Source organism: Enterocloster alcoholdehydrogenati (assembly GCF_013282095.1).
GTDB lineage: Bacteria > Bacillota > Clostridia > Lachnospirales > Lachnospiraceae > Enterocloster > Enterocloster alcoholdehydrogenati.
The window spans coordinates 42,296-65,502 of record NZ_BLTJ01000005.1; the positions used below are offsets into that span (position 1 = coordinate 42,296).

Below are 23,207 nucleotides of genomic sequence, written 5' to 3' on the forward strand. Positions count from 1 at the left end.
AATACCAGGGGGATATATATCATGAAACCATATCATAACTCTCCCCTTCTCTATGAAGAGGGCTTTTCCATTATCATCAACGAGGTATCCACACCCATTGAAAATTCTACCTTTTACTACTTTGATTACGATAAACGGAGCCACTCCGTGAACATGGATTTCCCCCATTTTCACAGCTTTTATGAGCTGATGATCCTGCTAAGTCCCAAGGCTTATCATTTTGTGGAAGGAAAACGGTATGATCTGATCGCCAATGACCTGGTAGTTCTGCAGCCCTCCGTCCTCCACCAGTCCGAATATCTGCCAGGGCCGCCCAGCGACCGAATTATCATCGGCTTTATGCTTCCAAAGCAGATCAGTTTCTGCGCCTCCGGCTACAAAGAGATCCTCTCTGTCTTTAACAGCCCTGTGCCTGTATTCCGTTTTCATCGGGAAGAGCAGAACCGTCTGTACCAGAAACTCAATGAGATCGTTGATATTGCCAGAACTGTGCCAAATGTGAATGTACGAAACCTGTTGATCCACTCTAAATTTACCGAATTTCTCTTTCTGCTCTATGAGATGCAGGAACTGAATCACTATGTTCCCAATGTGGAAAACGGAGTAAAAGAGAAGATCTACACCATCACCAACTATATTCACACCCACTATACTGAGGACATCTCTCTGGCTTCCCTGGCTGATACCTTCTACATCAGCCCCTATTATCTGTCCCATCAGTTTAAAAATGTCACCGGGTATACGGTGGTTCAGTACATCCAGCTAACCCGCATTAAGAATGCCCAGTACCTTCTGCTCAATTCTCCCATGCGGATCACACAGGTGGCGGAATCCACTGGTTTTTCCAGTTTTTCACAGTTCAACCGTGTATTCCGAAAATTCTGCGGAATGTCCCCCTCAGACTACAAGCTGAGTTCCCATCAGACCTCCTACCATCCCGTGGCCCCGGACGCCAAACAATAAGGCGTCTGCAAAACAGCACAAAATGCACAATTCAGATTCTTAAACAGGCAAAATATGAGTAGTTTTTGCCTGTTTTTCTTTGCTATGATACATAATAGACAAAGGGACAGCATCGCTGTACCATAATGAGGAGGAGTTTCCATTATGAGATATGCAAAATTTTTTAAACAGGCCAGTGCTCTTGGGGCAGTTCTGGTTATGACTGCAACACCCGTCATGGCGGCCACGGCCGATTCCACAGCCATTGACCCGGTTCCCGGCCCCCATGGTTATTTCGTGGATACCTATAAGACAAACACCATGGATCAGCAGTCCCCCCAGTCCAATGCAGTCATTGGTGTACTCTCTCCATTTTTACAGATCTGGCAGCCTGGTTCCAGCTGGGATAACGGTGCCAGGCTGGGTTCGGACGGCCAGCTGCTCCTGGATCAAAATATTTTTACCTGTATTACCATGACCCAGAACCGGACGCCCGAACAGGCGCTTCAGGCTTATCTCACAGACAGGCAAAACCAGAACTGGTCTGCCCTGGACGGGCTTGGCCCCTATGAAACCGGCTTTAAGGGTCTGTCAAATGCCGCTACTTCCCTCCCTGACGAGATTCCGGCAGATGCACAAAACAAAAAGTACAGTGATAAGGGCAATGAAAACGGCGTCTGGGCTGATGAAACCTCCGCCCTTGGAAGTATGGTTAAGCTTGTCAATACCGTCCGCGGCCCTCATGCCAGCGGTAATCCGGCCAAAGTGTATTATCAGTATATGCGCCCCTTCCGCTGGAGCAGTGACGTTTCCATTCTTCCGGCTTTAAAGCCCTGTGTAGCCGGTGATCCCATGACTGACGGCGGTTTCCCCAGCGGACACACCAATGCCGGATATCTTGCCTCCCTGGCTTTGGCCTATGCCATTCCGGAACGGTTTCAGGAATGCCTGACCAATGCCTCTGAAATCGGAAACTATCGTATCATTGCAGGTATGCACTCCCCTATGGATGTCATGGGCGGACGCACCATGGCTATGGCCCTGGCCGCTGCGGCCTTAAACGATCCGGCTAATGACCAGTTGAAGGCGGCTGCACGCAAAGAGGCACAGGATCTTCTTCTCAAAAATCCCTCTGCTTCTGAAGTAACCTACTACGACAATGAGCAGTTAAACGCCATCCGCTACAACGAACGCATGACCTACAATATGCCTCAGACAGGCGATGCCACCCGGCCAATGACCGTTCCAAAGGGCGCTGAGGTTCTCTTAGAGACTCGTTTTCCCTATCTGGATGACACCCAGCGCAGATGGGTGCTGTATTCCACCGGTCTTCCCTCTGGCTATGTTTTCCTGGATGATGCCGAAGGATGGGGACGTTTAAACCTCTACGAAGCCGGGAATGGATATGGCTCCTTTGACGTAGATGTAACGGTAAATATGGACGCTTCCAAGGGCGGATTTTATGCTTTCGATCAGTGGAAAAATGACATTGATGGCGAAGGCAGTCTGACAAAAAACGGTTCCGGCACACTGGAACTCAGCGGCAGCAACAGCTACACCGGCGGCGTTCATGTAAACGGCGGAGTCCTGACGGCAGCTTCTCCCTATGCTTTCGGATACAGTTCTGTAGACAATAATGCATCCATCCGTGAGACGGTGGATGGTGCTGTAAATATCTCCGGCGACCTTACGCAGACCAGGGATGCCAGTCTGACCCTTGACATCAACAGCAGCTTGGATGTCTTAAAGGTAGGCGGAGCCATAAATGCTGATGGTAATCTCATCCTTGATTTTACAGACTATCCCCAGCCACCTTCCGGCACAGCCATAATAACCGCCTCACAGCTCAACGGAACCTTTGCTTCTGTTAAAACCATTGGTCTGACCGGCACAAAAAGCGTGGAAATGACCGATCGTGGAGTTGTGGTAAGGTAAGCCTTCTTTTTAGGTGCATGGCAAGCTAAAAGAGGCGCCTTCCCGGCTGATTCAGCCAATGGAAGGCGCCTCTTTCAGACAACGCACTGTCCTTACATACTGCAGTCCAGGGTAAACCAGAATTCCACGCCATCTTCCACATTCCTTACCCCGCAGGCCTTCTTATGGGAGTCCATAATAGCTTTCACGATGGACAGGCCGATCCCGCTTCCCCCGTATTCTCTGGTACGAGCCTTATCTACCTTATAAAACTTGGTCCACAGCTTTTCTAAATCCTCCTCTGGAATGTGATTTCCGGTGTTGAATACAAAAACGGTCACTTCATTTTCCTGCTGCTGAATACGAATCCTGATCTCCCGCCTTCCATCCAGATGATTCATCGCGTTATTCAGATAGTTGGTCACTACCTCCTCGATTTTAAATTCATCCGCCCAGACCATCACAGGTTCCTTCGCAGTAAAGTTCACCACTGCCTCTTTCTGCTGAAGTAAAATAGCTGCGGATGACAGGACGCCCTGGATCAGGGCGGTCAGATCAAACTGCTCCATCATAGGCCTGTCATTTCCAAACTCGAGGGCGGTCAGCGTCAAAAGCTGCTTTACCATTTTATTCATCTTGCCGGCCTCATCCATAATGACCTCACAATAATAATCCCTGCTTTCCGCATCCTCTGCCATCCCCTCCGTAAGGCCCTCTGCATAGCCCTGGATCAAAGCAATGGGAGTCTTAAGCTCATGAGACACATTTGCAATAAAGTCCTTTCGAGCCTCATCAATGCGGATTTTCTCCTCAATATCCTGCTGGAGTTCATTATTAGCCGTCTTTAAAGCGCCAATGGTATCCTTTAGTTTCTCTGAAAGGGTGTTCATGCTGTGCCCCAGGACGCCAATCTCATCCTGTGAATCAGCCGTATATCTGGCATCAAAATCCAGCTCCGACATACGTTCCGAAAGAGCGGCCAGAGACAGGATCGGAGAGGTAATCTTTTTCCCTGCAAAATACATCAATACCGCGCCGATCACAAGGGCTGCCATACCCACATAGACCATAAATCGGTTTGACAAAGCTACGCTCTCGTGAATCGAAGCAATAGGCATAGACATGATAAAAATGGTTCTGTTATCTTCCAAAAATCCCCAGTTTTGCAGGTAATAGCTTTTGCTGTGTTTGTCGTAACTTTTTTCAATCTTATAATTTTCCTCGGAAATAATGGTTTCTGTATCAGGAGCCTTTTTCCCAAGGATATACTGGTGCACCAGGTCTGCCAAAAGCCGTCCGTCCCAGAACGCCGGAAACGTCCGGTCATTCAGACTGTCGATCACGACTACGGTGGTATTGTACTGTTCATTCATTACCCGCAGCATCCGGCTCACCTCTGTCTGCTCGCCGTCTGTAGAATAAAAGCTCTGAAGCTGATCCGTAACGCAGCCTCCCTTAGCCGCCTGCTCCACGGCATACTGGTTCAGCTGCTCATAGGCATTCTGGAGGATCTTCACTTTTTCTTTTATATAATACTGTTCCAGAAAAAAACTGTTTACCGCCCAGATAGCAAGGAGCACAGCTGCCAGCAGACCGATAAACAGGGCCGTAAACTTAAGTCGGATGGAACGTTTCATTCTGCCGTCACCTCGAATTTATATCCCATTCCCCAGATGGTCTTGATATAGTCCCCCTTTTCTCCCAGCTTACTGCGCAGTTTCTTTACATGGGTATCAATGGTTCTGGCATCTCCAAAATAATCGTAGTTCCACACATTATTTAATATTTTTTCCCTGGACAGGGCAATTCCCTGATTTTCCGCAAAATAGGAAAGAAGCTCAAATTCTTTGAAGCTCAGTTCTATCTCTCTGCCGTCAATCGTAACCTGGTGGGCCGTCTTATCGATGGAAATTCCTCCTACGTTAAGCGCGCCTCCGGAAGCCGCGTTGGATCTGCGCAGGATCGCCTCTACTCTGGCTACCAGAATTTTAGGACTGAATGGCTTTGAAATATACTCGTCCACCCCCAGAGAAAATCCCTGCAGTTCATCCCGTTCCTCACCTCTGGCCGTAAGCATAATCACCGGCACCTGGGAATATTTTCGGATGGTCTTTAAAACCTCCCAGCCATCCATCTTCGGCATCATCACATCAAGGAGCACCAGCGCAATATCCTTCTGAGCGAAAAACTTGTCAATAGCTTCCTCTCCGTCTCCTGCCTCTTCTACCGAAAAGCCTTTATTGACAAGAAAATCCTTCACCAGCTTTCTCATTCTGGCTTCATCATCCACCACTAATATCTTTAAACCATCCATGGGTATTTTCCTCCTGTATGCTGTTCTTCATCATTCGCAGACCTCATATGTCTGTGAAGCTGTATTTATTTTAACAGAAAAAACGCATCATTTCCACGTTTTCACACAAGTTTCACAATGAGGATGATTCAGAAAATTCCTGTCTGGCTTAGTGATATTCTCCCCGCTTCACCTTTACCAGATTAAAAATGCTTTTCCTCTCAGCCGCAATATTGCCTCTGTCAAAAAATAGTCCCCATAAATAATAGGAACCTGTCGGTCAGAGGCCCTGTCATATCGGGCAGAACCTCCATCCAGAATGGAATCCCTCCTGGGCTCCCAGCAGCAAAAGCTCTCTATACCCTTAAGACACCTTAAAGCCGACTGTACGTAAAGTTCCTTTTCAAGCTCTCCTACGTGCTCTGAAAGTTCCAGCAGGCCGCAGGCTGCACAGACCCCGGCAGTCGTATCATAGTAAGCCGGCTCCCTGGGCGCTCTGAAGTCAAGTAGAGGCACATAACCGCTTAATGCTGTATTGGCCATAAAATAATGGGCAGACCTCTTGGAAGCGTTAAGATACTCCTGTTTTTTTGTATAACGATAAGCCAGAGCCATACCATAGATAGCCCAGGACTGCCCCCGGCTCCAGGATGATCCGCTCTCATAGCCCTGACCACCAGGATTCCCCCGGTATTCTCCTGTCTCCGGGTCAAAATCCACCATATGATTACAGGAGCCATCTGGGCGGAGAATATATTTTAACGCGGTCTCCGTATGTTCCACGGCAATTCTTTTCCAGGCTGCTGATCCGGTCTGCTCTGCCGCCCAATACAAAAGGGGCAGATTCATCAGACAGTCCACAATGGCAATTCCCTGACGTTCCCCGTTCCAAGCCCTGATATAGTGACCTGCCGGATTATAACGGCCTGCCAGAATCCCTGCAGCGTGAAGCCCCCGCTTCCGAGAGGTTTCATTTCCCGTCAGCCTCCAATTTGCCACTGCTGTGTGAAGCCACAAAAAGCCTACATCGTGATCCAGCTTTACAAACTCCTCAAAGGCTTCGTCCAGCCGTTTTTCGATTCCCTCTGCCACCTTCCGGCAGCACTCCTTTCCGGCAGCATGGTACATCTGCCACAGCATTCCTGCATAAAATCCATTGGTCCAGGCACTTAACTCCCTGGCTCCCATATCATAGTAAACACCGTTTTCCGGCACATAGGGCATGATGCTTCCAAGACGGAGGCACTCTGCCTCCAGTTTCCTGCCCAGCTTTTTCTCCAGCTCCCTAAGCCAGAGTTTTGTCTGCATATCTATTTCGTAAGTCATAGCAGTTTCCTCCTCCAATAATGATTTCCTTTTCCGTAAAGGAAGCTGTCACAAGACTTTCAATCTCTGTTATTCCCGGACAGATATGAAACTTCACAGCCGGAATCCGCACATTGGGGAAAATCAGATTCATATTGGAAAACGGATGGATGACCACTCCTGTTCCAAGAGAAGCCTCAAGGCGGCTTTCTCCATTTTCATCCCACACTGCCGCCTCCCCCTTTTTCTCTTTCTGATGGGTCTGTTCCATACAGTCGGGATAGGAAAAACCACAGTCGTATGCTTCACAGGCCAGCCGGCTTACGATCCTGTGCCTGCGCCTGTGTCCCCCCTCTGTAGGAGTCAGCCAGGTTTCCACCTCAATTCCCTCAGCAGGACTCCATTTTGCATAAACCTCCCGGTTCATTACGGCATATTCCAGACACCTGCGGCGCACATAATACATCCCGTGGACATGAAAGGTAAGCATACTATCTGTTCCTGCCTGCTCCAGACAATGAAAGGACCGGGAAATGCAGTATCCAAACACAGTGGAATAAGCAAATTTGGCATATTTTTCTGCCGCCATAGGGTGCTCCATAGTTGGGTACTGTCCTGCCGTAAGCGCTACTGCCTCATGCGGTCTGTGACAGATCAGCATATCGCACTCCTTTATCGCCCATACCGGCTTAAGCACCGGCAGAGGTTCTTCCCCGACCTTCCAGAATGGATGATCATCGGGCAAGGACAGGAATATAAAAGTCTTTAGGGCCCAGTAGGGAGATCCCGGCGCGTTATATGTTTCCGACATCAAAAGATTGGGGTAGGTATACCCCACTGTCAGCACTCCTCCGTTGTCGAAGATAGGCTGTTTCATCCAGTAATCCAGATGACGGGACAAGATTCCCTTCATCACCCCCCAGGAAAAGCATTCAACTCCCGCCAGCGCACAGGCGGAAAAGAACGCAGCCTGTGCAAAGCGATAGGTCAGAGAACGACCAAATGGCAGAGCTTTTCCCTCATCATCAAACCAGTAGATAAAGCTTTTCGAAAATGTTTTTGCCCGTTCTTTAAAAAGAAGGGTATGCTCCGGGTCTTCCTTTTCCATAAAACGAGCATACAGCAGACAATAAAAATGGATTCCAAAGGACACATAGTAATCCTTCTGGGGCCGTTTTCCATCAGAATACCAGCCGTTTCCCAGATAAAACGATTCATAACTGTCCATGGCTTTTTCTACTTCCCGCGGATTCCACCGTTTTCCCACACTCTTTAAAGCCAGGTTGACAATCACCTTAAAATAATGCCAGTTATTGTCTGCCTGCGAATAGAGATTGATCTGGTACAGCCAGTCTGCCAGATGCTCCTTCGTTTCTTCTGTCAGAGGCTCCCACAGCTTCTTAGGCACCATCATAATCCCATAGCTGATAGCTGCCATTTCCACCATCCTCTGATCCTTACTGTGAAGATCCCCCCAGTAGAAAGGGGATGTTGGATCTGTACCTGCCGCCAGCCCCCTCTGATAGGTGGCAAGAAGGGTCTCATCCTCTCCACCTCCGGCCCAGTAAGAGACCAATCCCCACAGAACTCTGGAAAATCCTTCCATTTCCGCAATTCTGTTTCCGTATCCTGCTGATGCAGCTCCCAGATAAAGCCCAGACCCGTCATCAGTATAATGACGGGTCAGAGGTCTTACCATTTTAAGGAGCATTTCCTGATAATCCGATTTATTCTTCATATCTGCCTCCTCTTTTTAAGTCATAAGCCTGAATGTGCTGGATGTATTTGTTTATTCCCCCTTCAGTTCATTCAAAATCTCCTGGTACTGCTCCATTAAGGACTTTCCTGCTTCCTCAGGAGTAATATCTCCATAGATTACTTCCTGTACAATATCTCTGCGGATCACTTCCAGGTCGGTGTTTCCGCTGATCATGTTGTTTGTATAGGAATCCTTTTCAGAAATATCAACGCCCTTTTTCTGGATCTCGCTTACAACACCCATTTCAATCAGAATGTCATCAGACGGCTTTGTCGGACAGTAGCCTACATCCGTTTTACACAGAGCGATGGCTTCGGGATCATTCATCAGGAAGTCAACAAACTTAGCAGCCTCTTCCTTGTGTGCAGAATTATCATTGATAGCAAATCCGCGGTCACCGCTGTAGGGAACACCGCTGCACTTGGCATCTGCTGTTACAGGAATCGCCATTACATCCAGAGTCTCCATAGAACTCATGTACTTTGGGGCACTTCCCGTATAGTCGATGATCATACCAATCTGACCGTTAATCCACTTGTTGTTCTGGTCAATCTGGCCCGCAAAAGCAGCTGCATCACCAAAGGGCTCTATTGTGTTTGTTTCATATAATTCCATGACATTCTGGAAGGCTTCCGTGGCATCCTGCTCCGTAAAATAAGGAGCATAGGTTTCCTCATTAATCAGAGGAGTTCCTGTTTTCTGAGTCAGGTATGGCTGAATCACCAGACGGCTTAACATATCTGCATCTGCAGTCATCAGATACACATCCTCGTCCTGAGCATGAATGGAAGCTCCCAATTGCTTGATCTCATCCCAGGTATATTCCTTTGTGATATCTACACCGTATTTTTCCGCAAAGTCTGTGTTTACGTAAACAACTGCGCCTCCTACAGTGCAGGGGAACAGGTTAGGCTCCCCGTTATAGGTACCGGCGATTTCTAACAGGCGATCCTTTAACGTAGTTAAATCAATGGGAAGAGTGGACAAATCTGCCAGATAGTGCTTCGCACCCTGGATATCAGGCAGCCATTCCTTGCTTAACTGAATGATGTCAGGAGCTGTGTTACTGGAAAGCGTAGTCATGATCTTCTCATAGTAACCGTCATACCCCTGATACTCTGCCTCAATCTTAACATTTGGATTCTTCCTCTCATATGCTTCGATTACAGAAAGAAGAGCCTGATGTCTGCTGTCGCTGCCCCACCACGAAAAACGCAAAGTCACATTTTCATCTTCGCTTTTAGCACCTGTCTCTGTCTTTGCCTCTTCCTTAACAGACTCTGATGCCTTTTCTGTTTCTTTGCTGCCCACGGAACATCCTGTCAGTGCTGCTGCCGCCATCATAGCTGCTGTGATTGCTGCCATACCTTTTTTCATGCATTTTCTCATCTTGTTTTTCCTCCTATTTTTATTTGTGCAAAACAGCGTATCTTCTGCATCTGTTCTGCTTGCTCCTGAATATCTCGGAACATACATTATATAGTTTATAACTGCTTAACCCTTCACACCTCCCGCTGTGATTCCTTCTACAAAATACTTTTGAGCAAAGAAATAAAGAAGAATCGGCGGGATCAGTGATACAAAGGACATGGCCAGAATCTGATTCCAGGGAGTGGATGCCCCCTGACTGTCGATAGACATTTTAAGCGCCAAGGACAGGGTGTAATTCTTTACGCTGCTGATATAGATCAGGTTGTTGAAATAATCATTCCATCTCCAGAGCGTCTGGAAAATAACAACAGAAAACATGGCTGGTTTCATAAGAGGCGCCAGGATCTTTACATATACAATAAACGGATTGCAGCCGTCCATATAAGCAGACTCATCCAATTCTCTCGGGATACTTCTCATGAACTGGATCTGCTGAAAAATCAGGAAAGGATAGCAGGCCAGCACAGCCGGAGCCCAGAACGGCATATAGGTGTCAATCCATCCAAAGCTGTTAAATGCCACATATCGCGGGATCATGATGACTGCATCCGGAAGCATCAGGGTAGATATCATCAGCATAAACAGCACCTTCTTAAAAGGAAATTTAAACCGGGCAAATCCGTATGCCACAATTCCCGTAGAAAAGGTAGTAAAAATAACGGTAGGAACTACCAGCTTAAGAGTATTCATATAAAATGTAAAGTATGTAAACTGCCCGCTTCCCTTCCATCCCTCTTTATAAGCGGAAAAGGAAATATGCTCCGGCAAAAGAGCTATCTTGCCAAACAGTTCTTTATTATCTTTAAATGTGGCAAAGAACAGCCAGACCAACGGATAAAGCATAGCTGTTCCCATGGCAATCAGAACCACATAAGCAATAAGTTTAGATTGTTTTTGTTTCATCAGTCTGCTCCTCCGTCATTGTAAAATACCCATGCGCTGGATGATTTGAATACCAGCAGAGTAATCAGCAGAATCGTCAGGAACATTACCCAGGATGCGGCAGATGCATAGCCCATTTTCAGGTTCTGGAAAGCATCCTCGTAAATCTTTACCCCCATCAGATAGGTACCGTGATTCGGTCCGCCGTTTGTGATAATGAATGCGGATGTAAACTCCTGAAGTGCATGGATGATCTGCATAATCAGGTTAAAAAATACCACTGGTGTTAAAAGCGGAAATGTCACATTCCAGAACTGAACCCATCTGTTGGCTCCGTCTACGGAAGCTGCTTCGTAAAGTTCTGTGGGAATATTTTTAAGACCTGCCAGAAAAAGTACCATGGATGAGCCAAACTGCCAGACCACCAACAGGCTGATCGTCACAAGGGCAATATCCGGATCTCCCAGCCAGTTCACTGCCGGAATATGGATTACCCCAAGAATCTTGTTGACCATTCCATCCTTCATAAACATAAAACGCCACAGGATAGAGATTGCCACGCTGCCGCCCATAATGGAAGGCAGGTAGTACACAGTACGGAAAAAATTAATGCCTTTCAGCTTCATATTTAAAATCATTGCCACAATCAAAGCCATAATTAGCTTCATCGGCACAGACATGAGGGCATATTTAAAGGTCAGTATAAATGATTTTACAAAGTATTTGTCTTTGTTGAACAGATCCATATAATTTTTCAATCCCACCCATCTCCCATCTGACAAAATGGAAAAGTCTGTGAATGAATAATATAAGGACATGATCAGCGGGTAAGCCTGCAGGATCAGAAATCCCAGCAGCCATGGGAGGATAAAAAGCATCCCCCAACGCCAGTTCTTAGGATATCTGCGAACGGCTGCTCCCCCTTTTTGCGGTACCTTCATCGGTATTACCTCCTCTTTCTTGGATGTTCTTGTTTTAACTGAATTAAGTATACCATATGGAGGGAATTGCAAGCCTCTGCTCAGGTTGTATTCTGCTATCATTTTTATCTATCATTATTTTGGCAGTCTATCATTATTTTTGGTTTTCCTTTTAAATAAGGGTATTGTTTTGACTAAAAAACTGGGACATGGTATACTTGTAGCAGTCTGACAGGACCGTACATGAAACGGTCGTTTTGCAGTTATTAAGGAGGATCCGATATCATGTATGAGCTTTTGATTGCCGATGATGAGAGCAGTTCCCGCTCGATCCTGGCCTCCTGCTTTCCCTGGGAAGAACAGGGCTTTCACATATGCGGCCAGGTAAACAATGGGCTGGAAGCCCTGGAGTATATAAAGGAGCATACCGTTCATGCCATTTTAAGCGATATCAGTATGCCTGTGATGGACGGCATAGGGCTGGCAAAAGAACTCTCCTTAAAAAATGTCCCCCGTCCCATTATCATATTTTTAAGCGCTTATGATAATTTCAAATATGCTCAGGAAGCCATCCGTTATGGTGTTCGCTACTACATTTTAAAGCCTGCAGACTTTGCGGAATTAAAAGATGTGTTCTGTACCATCCGTCAGGAACTGGATGCCAAATTCGATCTGTCCTCTCAGGATGAACTGACCGTTTCTTCCGATGAAATCATACAAAAGGTGATGGTCTACTGTATCCAGAACTATCAAAACGGAACTCTCTCTGAACTGGCCAACCTCCTGTATCTGAATGCTTCCTATCTGAGTCAGCTGATCCGCCAGAAAACCTCAAAAACATTTTCCGATCTGTTAAACGATGCCAGGATGAAGCAGGCAGCCCTGCTGCTTCAGGATCCTAAAGCCCGGATCTACCATATCAGTACCCAGATCGGCTATGTAAATCCCAACAACTTTGCACGTGCCTTTAAGGCCTACTGGGGACAGACTCCCACCGAATACAGAAACCATGGCAAACCAAAGAACAGCTAAGCTGCGAAAAAAATCTCATTCTACTACCATCCATTTTTTTACCAGAAGTCTGCTTGCAAACGGGCTTCTTCTTTTGATTCCCCTTCTGCTGGTAAGCGCTTACAGTATCTTCCGCACTGCCAGGGAAAGTACGGCGGAGGCCAGAGAAAAAGCATACGCCTCCTTACAGAGAGCAGGATCTATTTTAGACAATTATTACACCCATGTAGACAATGCCTGTCTGTTTCTCTCATCTAATCCAAAGGTGTCACGACAGCTGCAGCAGGCTTTTAAAGAGCCTTCTCTTTCACTGGAATCCCTGCGGGCCATTGAAAATATTTCCCTGAGTTTTCAAAACCAGATCTATACTAATGACTCACTGAATTCTATTTACATTTATTATACCAACAGCTACGGCCGGATCTTCGCCCCCTTGACCTCCAAGCTTCTCTCTTTTTCCGAGGAAAATGAAGCCCGGATCCTGTCTCTGTTTGAACGGACAGGTGAAACAGATGCATGGATGGAATTTTCCAGCAAACCCTTTTTATCTACAGAATATCATTCTGAAAATCTGCTGATCTGCCGCAAACTTTCCAAGCGGGCAACCGGCATCCAGAACGGCGTCGTGATCTACAGCTTTCGGGCCGACCGGCTGAAAAAGGAACTGAATGAACTGCTCAGCTATAAAAATCAGCAGCTTTTCCTGGCAGATCCCAGATCCCAAACCATCTGGCCTTCCTCCAAACTGTTTTCAGAGGAAGAACTGTTGACGCTGATATCCCCGCCGGAAGATCGTCCACTAGCAGAAAATGCCCTTATGGCTGAGGGCAGTGACGGCATTTGGCACGCAGACTGTCTTCATTCCCCCCGTTCCTACGGCTTTTCCTGTCTTCTTATGACACCACGGACGGAAATTTACTCCACAACCATCCATCTGACCAGTATGTATGTACTGATTACCTGCCTGGCTATGGCAGTAGCAGGTATTCTGGCCTGGTTTAAGACACGCCATGACTACAAATATCTGAACCGGATCATCTCCGTATTTACAGAACCGGAATCAGCGGTACGTCAGGCTCCCGTTCCCAGAAGCTTTCAGTCAGGCCCCTTTGAATTTATACTGATGAACGTAATCAACCTTTTTATCGAGCAGAATTACCTTCGTATCCAGGATTCGGAAAAGGAGGCCCGCCTCCAGCTATGGAAGATCCAAGCTCTCCAGCACCAGATCAACCCTCATTTTCTCCACAACACCTTAAATATCATCTATTGGGAATCCATCCGCCTTACCGGCGGTGAAAATTTGTGCAGCCAGATGATCTCCAACCTTTCCTCTATGATGCGCTATTCTCTAAGTGACGCCCAAGAGGATGTACTGGTAGAGGATGAGATAAGTTATCTGGAAAAATATGTAAGTATTATGAAGCTGCGCTATCCCGGACTTTTTGAAACTATTTTCTTCATCTCCCCCGAATGCGCAGACGCATCTGTAAAGAAAATGCTCCTGCAGCCTCTGGTAGAAAATTCTATCTACCATGGTTTCCGCGAAAAGGCTGGCTGCGGCCGGATCCAGATTACTGTCCACACAAAAAGGGACCGGATGTATTTTAATATTTACGATACTGGAAAGGGAATGTCCAAAAAACAGTTGTCTCTGTTAAAAGAGCGTTTAAAGGAACAGGAAAATAAAATCAGCCAGCATATCGGTCTGGCTAATACCAACGCAAGGCTAATCCTCTCCTATGGCCCTGCTTCCCGGCTTCAGATCTCCAGCAAGGAAGGGAGATTCACCGCAATATGGTTTTCCATTCCTCTGCCACGTGAAAGAACGGACTCCTTCTAACCGGTTGTTTTTTCACATTCTGATATTTATACCTGCATGGATACTGTGACTATCTGATGGGGTAAATGAAAAGAGTCAGAGAAATCCCTGGCTCTTTTCATTTACCCTGTCAGATGGCTATCCTGTTTTTTATATCTGAATTTTCCGTCTAATCCAACTGAAACACCGGCGTCAGATCCACACATACAGGGCTGTTATCCTCATTGGTTTCCATTATATCTGCCATGAAGTCCCACCATCTGCGGTTCACAGGCGTATCGGCGGAGGCGGCCCAGAGCGTCTCGTCCTCAATCTCAATATAGCCGTAGAGCACATGGGTTTCGCGGTCCAGATAGATGGAATAATTATGTCCGCCATGGGCATGGATCATTTCTTTCATTTCCGGCCACAGCATATTGTGGCGTTTCTCATACTCCTCCTCCATGCCCGGATATAAAAACATCTTAAATGCTTTTCTGATCATATCATTTCTCTCCCCCTTCGCTTTACTTCTCGTACAGAAATTTTTCCGGCAAAGTTACCTTAAAGTCCCTTGCCAGATCCCTGAAATCCTGGGGACTGATAGTCTGAAGCTTATCAGGACGCATAGACAGCATCTTTACCAGAATCTCTGCTGACTTCTCTACCGTATGCATCAGGCCGAAGGTCAGATCAAAATCCTCTCCTGCTGCAAACATTCCATGATGCGCCCAGATTGCCACATCATACTCCTTCATCAGCTCGCTGGTAGCAACTGCAATATCGCGGCCGCCTGGAACCATCCACGGCACCACGCCGATACCGGAAGGGAATACTACCGGGCATTCGGTTGCCATCTCCCACAGTTCTCTTGTGAATACCTCGTCTGTGAGAGGCAGAACAAACGTCAGAGCGATCACATTCGCAGTGTGGGCATGGTAGATCACGCGGTATGCGCCGCCGGTAGCCAGCATCTTTACCTCATGATTCATCAGGTGGGACGGCAGCTCGCTGGTAGGTTTTCCGCCGTTTACAAGCCCCCAGACGATGCGGTAGTTTTCTCCCGACTCATCCAGTTCAATCATGCAGATGGAATCCTCTGGTTTGATAATCACATTTCTGAAATACTTTCCGCTGCCTGTTACAAGGAAATATTCCCCGCCCAGGGCCGGAACGGTGGTTCCGATGGGCCGCCACTCTCCTGGGTAAAACTCCTCTTTTACGCTTTCTGCCTCCTGAGGCTTTACACGGTAGGATAAGTTGCCGCCATTTCTCTCATGCCATCCCTGCTCCCAGCCGTCATTGGCCATACGGATAAATCCCTGTACAAATTCTGCATCTAAAAATTTCATGTTCCTTTCCCCTTTACTTTCTCTTTGATAATACGTCCTGCTCGTATGCCTTGACTTTCTCAAACCAGCCCTGGCCGCCTTCCACGCCGCACTGACGGCAGTATTCGTTCCACACGTCTCCTAACGGATACAGCTTTATCTCTTCCTGCAGCATCATAAGCTCGGACATACGGTTTTCATCCTGAAGTCCCTTTAACAGCTCCGCCGGCGTTAAGAGGGCAGACAGCAGGGCCTTCTGGAAACTTCTAAAGCCTACCGTCCATGCCGAAATACGATTGATGCTGGCGTCAAAATAATCCAGGGCAATGTATACCCGGTTCAGGGCATTATTTCTGACGATTTCCTTTGCAATCTCCCTTGTCTCATCATCAAAAAGCACTACATGATCGCTGTCCCAGCGCACAGGGCGGGTCACATGGAGGGCAATCTCAGGGAAGAAGCACAACAGGGCCGGAATCTTGTCGGATACCATCTCTGTGGGGTGATAATGGCCATTATCCATCAGCGGAAGAACCCCCTGGTGGGTAGCAGCAAAGGAAAGGGCAAACTCCGCGGAGCCTGCGGTATAGGACTCTACGCCGATTCCAAATACCTTGGATTCCACGCAGGGCTTCACAAGCTTGGGATCATAGGGCTCTGCCAGAATCGCTTCAATCGACTCCCTGTAGCGCAGCCTGGGGCCTAAGCGGTCTGCGGGAACATCCTTAAAACCGTCGCCGATCCAGATATTCATCACACAGGGGATTCCCGTCTCCTTTGCAAAATACTCGGAAATACGGATACAGGCCTTTCCGTGACGGATCCAGAACTCTCTCGTCTCTTTGTCAGGGCTTGTTAAGGTCAGTCCGTCCTTTACCTTTGCATGGGAGAAAAAGGTAGGATTAAAATCAATTCCCATATGATGCTTCTTTGCAAATTCCACCCATTTTGCAAAATGCTTCGGCTCTAACTGATCTCTGTCCGCATACTCTCCGTTCTCAAAGACTGCATAGCTTGCGTGAAGGTTCAGCTTCTTCTTCCCCGGCATCAGGCTCATGGCCATCTCCATATCCTCCATCAGTTCCTCTGGCGTTCTGGCTCTTCCCGGATAATTTCCCGTTGCCTGGATACCCCCAGTCAGAGGGCCGTCCTGGTCAAACCCTTTTACATCGTCCCCCTGCCAGCAGTGAAGGGACACCGGAATCTCCTTTAATCTCCTGATCACCTGGTCTGTATCAATACCAAGGCCCCTGTAAAGCTCTTTTGCAGATTCATAGCGTTCTGTCTGATTCATATCTGATTCTCCTCTCTTCCGACCCGTTCATTCCGGCTTATATTCACGGATGGAAAATGACTGTCCTACGCACCTTCTCGCTGCCTCTAAGCTGTCAAATTCCCCGTTTTTGATCATCTGTGCCACGAGATTTCCAATAGCGGTTGCCTCTGCTGGCCCTGCCAGCACCTTTTTATGGGATTTTTCTGCCGTCAGGCGGTTTAAATAATCTGCATTGGAGCCTCCTCCTACAATACAGATGGTATCATAAACCCGGCCTGTTAGCACTTCAATCTCTCTTACCGTCTCCCGGTAGCTGTCGCTTAGGCTCTCATATACCACTGCTGCCAGCTCTCCCGGCGTCTCCGGCACCGGCTGCCTCGTCTGGGCACACATTTTCCGAATGGCGCGTATCATGGAAGGCGGCGCTAAGAAGGCATGGTCATTTACATCTACTCTGGACGGAAAACCGCTGCTCTTTGCCGCCATGGAACAAAGCTCTGCAAATGAATATGTATGCTCCAGTTCCCGTCTCACCGACTGAATCATCCACAGGCCCATAATATTCTTTAAATAACGATATCTGTATTCATATCCGCCTTCATTGGTGAAATTCCTCTGTCGGCTTTCCTCTGTGCAGATGGCGTTTCTGCTCTCAATCCCCATTAAAGACCAGGTGCCTGAGCTGATATACAGGCTGTGATCGCCTCCATATGGAACTGCCATAACGGCAGACCCCGTATCATGTGTGGCAGGAAGGACAATCTGGCAGGAAAATCCCACCTCTTTTTCAATCTCCTCTTTAAAGTTTCCCACTGCCGTCCCCGGCTGGCTTAAGGGAAGAAAGATATCTTCCGGATATCCTAAACGCCGGATCAGTTCTCTGTCCCAGTCATTGGCTGCTGCATTTACCAGCTGGGTAGAGGTGGCATTGGTGTACTCTGATCGTTTCTCCCCTGTCAGCAGGAAATGAAAGTAATCGGGGAGCATTAGGAATGTCCTTGCTCTCTTTAGATGCTCTGGGTTGTTTTTCTTTACTGCCATCAGCTGATAAATGGTGTTGAAACTCTGTTTCTGGATACCCGTGCGGCCATACAGCTGATCTTCGGGAATGATTTTATATACCTCTTTATCCATCCCCTCTGTTCGGCTGTCACGGTATCCATAGGTTTTTCCCAGCACCCGATCCTTTTCATCCAAAAGCACATAGTCCACAGCCCAGGTATCGATTCCCATGGATACCGGTACTTTTCCCAGTTCCTTACACCGGCGGATTCCTGTCTTGATTTCCCGAAACAGCGCGTCCAGATCCCAGCATAGGGAACCGTCGTGATCCTTCATGCCATTTTCAAAGCGCCATATCTCCTCCAGTTCCATTTTCCCGTTTTCTATATGTCCCAGCATATGGCGGCCGCTGGATGCGCCGATATCCACCGCCAGATAATACTTTTCCATCGTCCTCCTCCTCTGCACTGCATCCCTTGCCGTACAATCTCTTTTATAATTTTATTGTATTGGAAAAAGAAAGAGAAAAAAAGAACGCTTTTTGGCTAAAAAACTGTCTTTATTTGCACATCTGTGATACAATAAGCATATGCGCTGAAACCAAAAGGAGGGCTCCCATGAACAAGCTTTTGTTAGCTGAATTAAGCAGGATCACCGAAGAGGAACAGCGTATCCTGGAAGGAAGATCCGGCGTAGACCAGACCCTCTATTCCGAAGGATCTGATTTCGTCATCACCAGCGGGAAGATGTTAAAGGAAGGGCGTCTGATCCGGGTGCGTCCTCACACCCGGTTCGTCCATTTCCCCAGGCACACCCACAATTATGTGGAGATGATCTATATGTGCTCCGGCCAGACCACCCACATTATAAACAAAACCCGTCTGGTGCTGCAGACGGGAGAACTTCTTATTTTAAATCAGCACGCCACCCAGGAGATCCTTCCTGCAGGCAGAGAGGATGTGGCTGTCAATTTTATTATCCTGCCGGAGTTTTTTGACCAGACACTGGCTATGCTGGGATCGGAGCAGAGTATGCTTCGGGATTTTGTGGTAGGATGCCTGCAGACCGCAGATTCGCCGCTGTCCTATCTGCATTTTAAGGTGTCGGATGTCCTGCCTGTCCAGAATCTGCTGGAGAACCTGGTATGGACCATTTTTCATGAGATTCAGAACAAACGGCTGATGAACCAGATCACCATGGGACTGCTTTTTCTCCAGCTTTTAAACTACACTGACCGGATCGAAGCAGGACATACCTCCTTTGAACAGGAGATTCTGATGCAGGTCTTTCAGTATGTGGAGGAGCATTATAAGGACGGTGAACTGACCCAGTTAGCCGGGCGGCTCTGCTGCGACCTGACCTGGCTGTCCCGGACAGTCCGGCGGCTCTCAGGCTGTACCTATACGGAACTGGTACAAAAAAAACGGCTGAACCAGGCCTGTTCGCTCCTGCGTTCAACCGCTCTGTCCATATTGGATGTGAGTATGGCCGTGGGATATGAAAATTTCAGTTATTTCCATCGCATCTTTAAACAATATACCGGGCTGACCCCCAGACAGTACCGGGTATCCAGCCGCATGGAGCAGGAGGAAAGGTAAAAACCTCCTGCTTTTTATTTAAAATACATTTCGTTCCCTTATTATTTCAGGAATCCGTTTACGATCTGCGCCTCAGCCTCTTCCTCTGTCAGTCCCAGCGTCATCAGCTTGATAATCTGCTCTCCTGCGATCTTTCCGATGGCAGCCTCATGGATCAATGCCGCATCAATATTGTCCGCCACCAGACCAGGGACTGCCACGATCTTTGCATCGTCCATGATAATGGCGTCACACTCCGTATGGCCGCTGCACTTTGCATTTCCAATGATATTGGACTTAAATACCTGCCGTGAGCGGTCCTTTGCAACAGAACGGGATACCACATCCGCACTGGAATCATCGCCGTTAAGTTCCACATCATACACGCTTTCCGCTGTCTGATCGCCGTGGGTCAGAAGGCGCTCCCGAACCAGCAGCTTGGCGCCTGCGGCCAGCTGAGCCTTGTTGGTGCGGATGGTAGAATCTACGCCCCTAATCTGAACCATTTCCATCTCCATGAGGCTGTTTTCTTCCATATATACCTCTGTTCCCGGATTTAAAATGCGCTTTCCTGTGCCCTCACCTTCACCGTAATGCTTCTCAACATATTTTACCTTTGCATTTCTGCCTACAAAGAAACGGTGAATACCGTCATGCTCAGAATCCTGAACGCCGCAGTTGTGGATGCCGCAGCCTGCAACAATTACCACATCCGCGTCATCTCCGATGTAGAAATCATTATATACCACCTCTTTTAAACCGCTGGCGCTTAAAACTACCGGGATATGAACGCTCTCATGCTTTGTTCCCGGCTTGATGCGGATATCAATCCCAGGCTTGTCGGTCTTGGTGGCAATATCAATATTTGCCGTTGTATTTCTTCCGGCCATCTGTCCGTTGGCGCGGATATTGTAGGCTCCCTCCGGTACACCGTGAAGGTCAGCCACTTCCTCTAATAATCTCTCTTCGATCTGATCCATCCTCTTGTCCTCCCTTACTGCACGGAATCAAGGAAACCAAAACAGGCATCCACTGCAGAAGCTGTTCCCATGATCTTTGGCATGATCTCATCCCTTGTACCCTGATTTACGATTTTTCCATCTGCGATCACAATAATTTCATCTGCAATATTTAAAATACGCTCCTGATGGGAAATGATCAGGATGGAGCCCTTTGTATTCTGACGCATCCTCTCAAACACCTGAATCAGGTTCTGGAAGCTCCATAAGTCAATGCCGGCCTCCGGCTCGTCAAATACAGAAAGCTTGGCCCCTCTGGCAAGAATGGTAGCAATCTCAATTCTCTTTAACTCTCCGCCGGATAAGCTGCTGTTGACCTCGCGGTTAATGTAATCCTTGGCACAGAGTCCCACTTCAGACAGGTACTGACAGGCCTCAGATACGGTCAGTTTCTTGCCGGAAGCCAGACGTAAAAGGTCAATAACCTGAACTCCCTTAAAACGCACCGGCTGCTGGAATGCAAAGCTGATTCCCATCTTTGCCCGATCTGTAATACTCTTTTCTGTAATATCCTCTCCGTCAAACCAGATTTTTCCTCCCGTGGGATGCTCAATTCCCATGATCAGTTTTGCTGTGGTAGACTTACCTCCGCCATTTGGACCTGTGATCACCACGAATTTCCCGTCATCTACGGTCAGGCTTATATCCTTGATAATGCCCTTTTCTCCCTTTTCATCATTTACTTCAAAGGAGAGATTTTCCAATCTAAGCATAATGACACTCCTACCTCTCTTTTTCTTCTGTATACGTTCAAAGCCGTTTGGCGCTCAGAATGTATACTTTTATGTTTTCCCTTGGGGGCCAAAAAGCCGCACAACCTACAGTATATACTATTTACAGCTAAATTACTATTATAATTTACCACTCACGGCAAAAAATGTCTGCAGCATTTGCACCGCATCCCCAGCTTCTTCTCTGAAAGAATGGCTAAGGGAGTGCAGATGCCGGGTTTCTTGTTGGAAAACTGCCAAAAATTCTGTACTTTGCTCTTTAGATGAACTATCTATATTTTTACGGTTCATGCTGTAATTTTAGAAAAAGAGGTGTATGATTGTATATGAACAAACATGAGCTTGAAGAATATATTCGCCAGAAACTCTAATTATACGCCCCCTAAACAACAGAATATTAGTCCCATAAGATTGAAAAAAAGGAGGCTTTATGCTATACTTTATACTTGCGTTAAGTCCTTTTTTTGCTGAAAGGAGTCCGATATAGGAAAAAACTTTAAAAGGTAAGGCGTGCGGTAAAGGCAAAGAAAAATATTTTTTGACACTGCCGGGAATGGTTTAATTATTGGACTGCTAATATAATTTATTCCCCCGTACCGAATACAATTATGAAATTATCGGGCAAGCCTCATAACAACAATAGACCTATATGTCTATGTCACGGACGAATCCCTTATAAAAGCTGCTCAGCAATCTGAATCAGCTGCACCCATGATTTGAAAAAAGGCGTAAAAAGGTGTAATAAAAATATAGAGAAAGGCAGAAACCCGCAAAATTACAAGGGTTTCTGAACAGGTAAAGATAAAAATGAAATTAGGTATCGTAGGACTCCCCAATGTAGGCAAGAGCACTCTTTTTAATTCCCTGACCAAGGCAGGGGCAGAGTCGGCCAACTATCCCTTCTGCACCATTGACCCTAATGTAGGCGTTGTACCAGTGCCGGATGAGCGTTTGGACAAGCTGACCTCAATGTATCATTCAGAAAAAACCACTCATGCAGTAATCGAGTTTGTAGATATCGCCGGTCTGGTAAAAGGGGCTTCCAAGGGCGAGGGACTGGGAAATCAGTTCCTGTCCAATATCCGCGAGGTCGATGCTATCGTCCATGTAGTCCGCTGCTTTGACGATCCAAACGTGATCCATGTAGACGGAAGCGTAGATCCTGTTCGTGACATTGAAACCATTAACCTGGAGCTGGTATTCTCTGATATTGAGATCCTAGAGCGCCGCATTGCCAAGCAGTCCAAGGGCGCTTTCAACAACAAGGAACTGGCTAAGGAAGTGGAGCTTTTAAAGGCTATCAAGGCTCATCTGGAGGAGGGCAAATTAGCCCGCAGCTTTGAGGCGGATGATGAGGACGACCGCGCGTTTATCAATTCCCTGGATCTTCTTACCTGGAAACCGGTGATTTTTGCCGCCAATGTTTCTGAGGATGATCTGGCTGATGACGGCGTTTCCAACCCATATGTTTCTGAAGTCCGTCAGTTTGCCGGTGAGAATGACTGTGAGGTATTCGTGATCTGCGCGGAGATTGAACAGGAAATCGCAGAACTTGAGGACGACGAAAAGAAGATGTTTCTGGATGATCTGGGTTTGAAGGAATCCGGCCTTGAAAAGCTGATTGCCGCCAGTTACCGGATCCTGGGCCTTATGAGCTATCTGACTGCCGGCCCTCAGGAATCCAGAGCCTGGACCATCAAGGTAGGAACGAAAGCACCTCAGGCTGCGGGCAAGATCCACAGCGATTTTGAGAGAGGCTTTATCCGTGCCGAAGTGGTAAATTACGATGATCTCATGTCCTGCGGCAGCATGAACGCAGCCAAAGAAAAGGGGCTGGTTCGTTCCGAAGGCAAAGAATATGTAATGAAGGACGGCGATGTGGTACTCTTCCGCTTCAACGTATAATCCAGTCTGCATCCTCTTCTGATGCGTTTACAGCAAAAAACTCCCGGTCTTCAGGATGGCTTCTAACCATCCTGGAGACCGGGAGTTTTTATTATTACATTTTATTTC

The 23,207-nt window shown here is 47.3% G+C and carries 19 protein-coding genes; 6 read left to right on the top strand and 13 right to left on the bottom strand.

What is annotated here, in order from left to right; translation table 11 throughout:
* Positions 1-21: 21 nt before the first annotated feature.
* Both HW447_RS07005 and HW447_RS07010 read left to right on the top strand, forming a co-directional pair.
* On the top strand, positions 22-963 hold the full coding sequence (locus HW447_RS07005; protein WP_243176233.1) for an AraC family transcriptional regulator: 942 nt from the start codon (positions 22-24) through the stop codon (positions 961-963).
* A 144-nt stretch (positions 964-1,107) separates the two neighbouring features.
* On the top strand, positions 1,108-2,877 hold the full coding sequence (locus tag HW447_RS07010; RefSeq protein WP_176254611.1) for an acid phosphatase: 1,770 nt from the start codon (positions 1,108-1,110) through the stop codon (positions 2,875-2,877).
* Positions 2,878-2,969: 92 nt separating this feature from the next.
* On the opposite strand, the gene HW447_RS07015 is transcribed toward HW447_RS07010, so the two are convergent.
* From HW447_RS07015 to HW447_RS07045, 7 genes are all read right to left on the bottom strand, one after another.
* The gene (locus tag HW447_RS07015; protein WP_176254612.1) at positions 2,970-4,493 is read right to left on the bottom strand and encodes a sensor histidine kinase; all 1,524 of its coding nucleotides are present in this window, start codon (positions 4,491-4,493) and stop codon (positions 2,970-2,972) included.
* A complete protein-coding gene (locus HW447_RS07020) occupies positions 4,490-5,170 on the bottom strand; it encodes a response regulator transcription factor (protein WP_176254613.1) in 681 nt (226 codons plus the stop codon). The genes HW447_RS07015 and HW447_RS07020 overlap by 4 nt, the downstream gene beginning before the upstream one ends.
* Before the next feature lie 174 nt (positions 5,171-5,344).
* Positions 5,345-6,475, bottom strand: coding sequence for a glycoside hydrolase family 88 protein (locus HW447_RS07025; protein ID WP_176254614.1), 1,131 nt, complete (start codon positions 6,473-6,475; stop codon positions 5,345-5,347).
* Positions 6,435-8,192 carry a DUF2264 domain-containing protein gene (locus tag HW447_RS07030; protein WP_176254615.1) on the bottom strand — a complete coding sequence of 586 codons (1,758 nt, stop codon included), beginning with the start codon at positions 8,190-8,192 and terminating at the stop codon, positions 6,435-6,437. Before HW447_RS07030 ends, HW447_RS07025 begins: the two co-directional genes overlap by 41 nt.
* A 51-nt stretch (positions 8,193-8,243) precedes the next feature.
* The gene (locus HW447_RS07035) at positions 8,244-9,602 is read right to left on the bottom strand and encodes an ABC transporter substrate-binding protein (RefSeq protein ID WP_176254616.1); all 1,359 of its coding nucleotides are present in this window, start codon (positions 9,600-9,602) and stop codon (positions 8,244-8,246) included.
* 105 nt (positions 9,603-9,707) lie between these two features.
* A complete protein-coding gene (locus HW447_RS07040; RefSeq protein ID WP_176254617.1) occupies positions 9,708-10,547 on the bottom strand; it encodes a carbohydrate ABC transporter permease in 840 nt (279 codons plus the stop codon).
* Positions 10,547-11,467, bottom strand: a complete 921-nt coding sequence (locus HW447_RS07045; protein WP_176254618.1) for a carbohydrate ABC transporter permease — start codon at positions 11,465-11,467, stop codon at positions 10,547-10,549. Before HW447_RS07045 ends, HW447_RS07040 begins: the two co-directional genes overlap by 1 nt.
* 264 nt (positions 11,468-11,731) lie before the next feature.
* On the opposite strand from HW447_RS07045, the gene HW447_RS07050 reads away from it, so the two are divergent.
* Both HW447_RS07050 and HW447_RS07055 read left to right on the top strand, forming a co-directional pair.
* Complete coding sequence (locus tag HW447_RS07050) at positions 11,732-12,478, top strand: response regulator transcription factor (protein WP_176254619.1); 747 nt, start codon at positions 11,732-11,734, stop codon at positions 12,476-12,478.
* Positions 12,456-14,300: a sensor histidine kinase gene (locus tag HW447_RS07055; RefSeq protein WP_176254620.1), complete on the top strand. Its 1,845-nt coding sequence runs from the start codon at positions 12,456-12,458 to the stop codon at positions 14,298-14,300. The genes HW447_RS07050 and HW447_RS07055 overlap by 23 nt, the downstream gene beginning before the upstream one ends.
* Positions 14,301-14,448: 148 nt before the next feature.
* Here HW447_RS07055 and rhaM read toward each other — a convergent pair whose 3' ends face one another.
* Genes rhaM through rhaB form a run of 4 tightly spaced genes read right to left on the bottom strand, consistent with a single transcriptional unit; the run spans position 14,449 to position 18,317 of the window.
* The gene (rhaM, locus tag HW447_RS07060; RefSeq protein ID WP_176254621.1) at positions 14,449-14,763 is read right to left on the bottom strand and encodes an L-rhamnose mutarotase; all 315 of its coding nucleotides are present in this window, start codon (positions 14,761-14,763) and stop codon (positions 14,449-14,451) included.
* Positions 14,764-14,785: 22 nt separating this feature from the next.
* Complete coding sequence (gene rhaD, locus HW447_RS07065; RefSeq protein WP_176254622.1) at positions 14,786-15,610, bottom strand: rhamnulose-1-phosphate aldolase; 825 nt, start codon at positions 15,608-15,610, stop codon at positions 14,786-14,788.
* Positions 15,611-15,623: 13 nt separating this feature from the next.
* On the bottom strand, positions 15,624-16,883 hold the full coding sequence (locus tag HW447_RS07070) for an L-rhamnose isomerase (RefSeq protein ID WP_176254623.1): 1,260 nt from the start codon (positions 16,881-16,883) through the stop codon (positions 15,624-15,626).
* 27 nt (positions 16,884-16,910) lie between these two features.
* Positions 16,911-18,317, bottom strand: a complete 1,407-nt coding sequence (gene rhaB / locus HW447_RS07075) for a rhamnulokinase (protein WP_176254624.1) — start codon at positions 18,315-18,317, stop codon at positions 16,911-16,913.
* Between the two features lie 167 nt (positions 18,318-18,484).
* Between rhaB and HW447_RS07080 the strand changes: the two genes are divergently transcribed.
* Entirely contained in the window at positions 18,485-19,465 is a 981-nt protein-coding gene (locus tag HW447_RS07080) for an AraC family transcriptional regulator (RefSeq protein ID WP_176254625.1), read from the top strand.
* Positions 19,466-19,506: 41 nt separating this feature from the next.
* On the opposite strand, the gene HW447_RS07085 is transcribed toward HW447_RS07080, so the two are convergent.
* Together HW447_RS07085 and HW447_RS07090 are read right to left on the bottom strand one after the other, a co-directional pair.
* Positions 19,507-20,424, bottom strand: coding sequence for a SufB/SufD family protein (locus tag HW447_RS07085; protein ID WP_176254626.1), 918 nt, complete (start codon positions 20,422-20,424; stop codon positions 19,507-19,509).
* Between the two features lie 14 nt (positions 20,425-20,438).
* On the bottom strand, positions 20,439-21,176 hold the full coding sequence (locus tag HW447_RS07090; RefSeq protein WP_176254627.1) for an ABC transporter ATP-binding protein: 738 nt from the start codon (positions 21,174-21,176) through the stop codon (positions 20,439-20,441).
* A gap of 825 nt (positions 21,177-22,001) precedes the next feature.
* Here HW447_RS07090 and ychF point away from each other — a divergent pair.
* Complete coding sequence (gene ychF / locus HW447_RS07095) at positions 22,002-23,099, top strand: redox-regulated ATPase YchF (RefSeq protein ID WP_176254628.1); 1,098 nt, start codon at positions 22,002-22,004, stop codon at positions 23,097-23,099.
* Positions 23,100-23,207 lie beyond the last annotated feature (108 nt).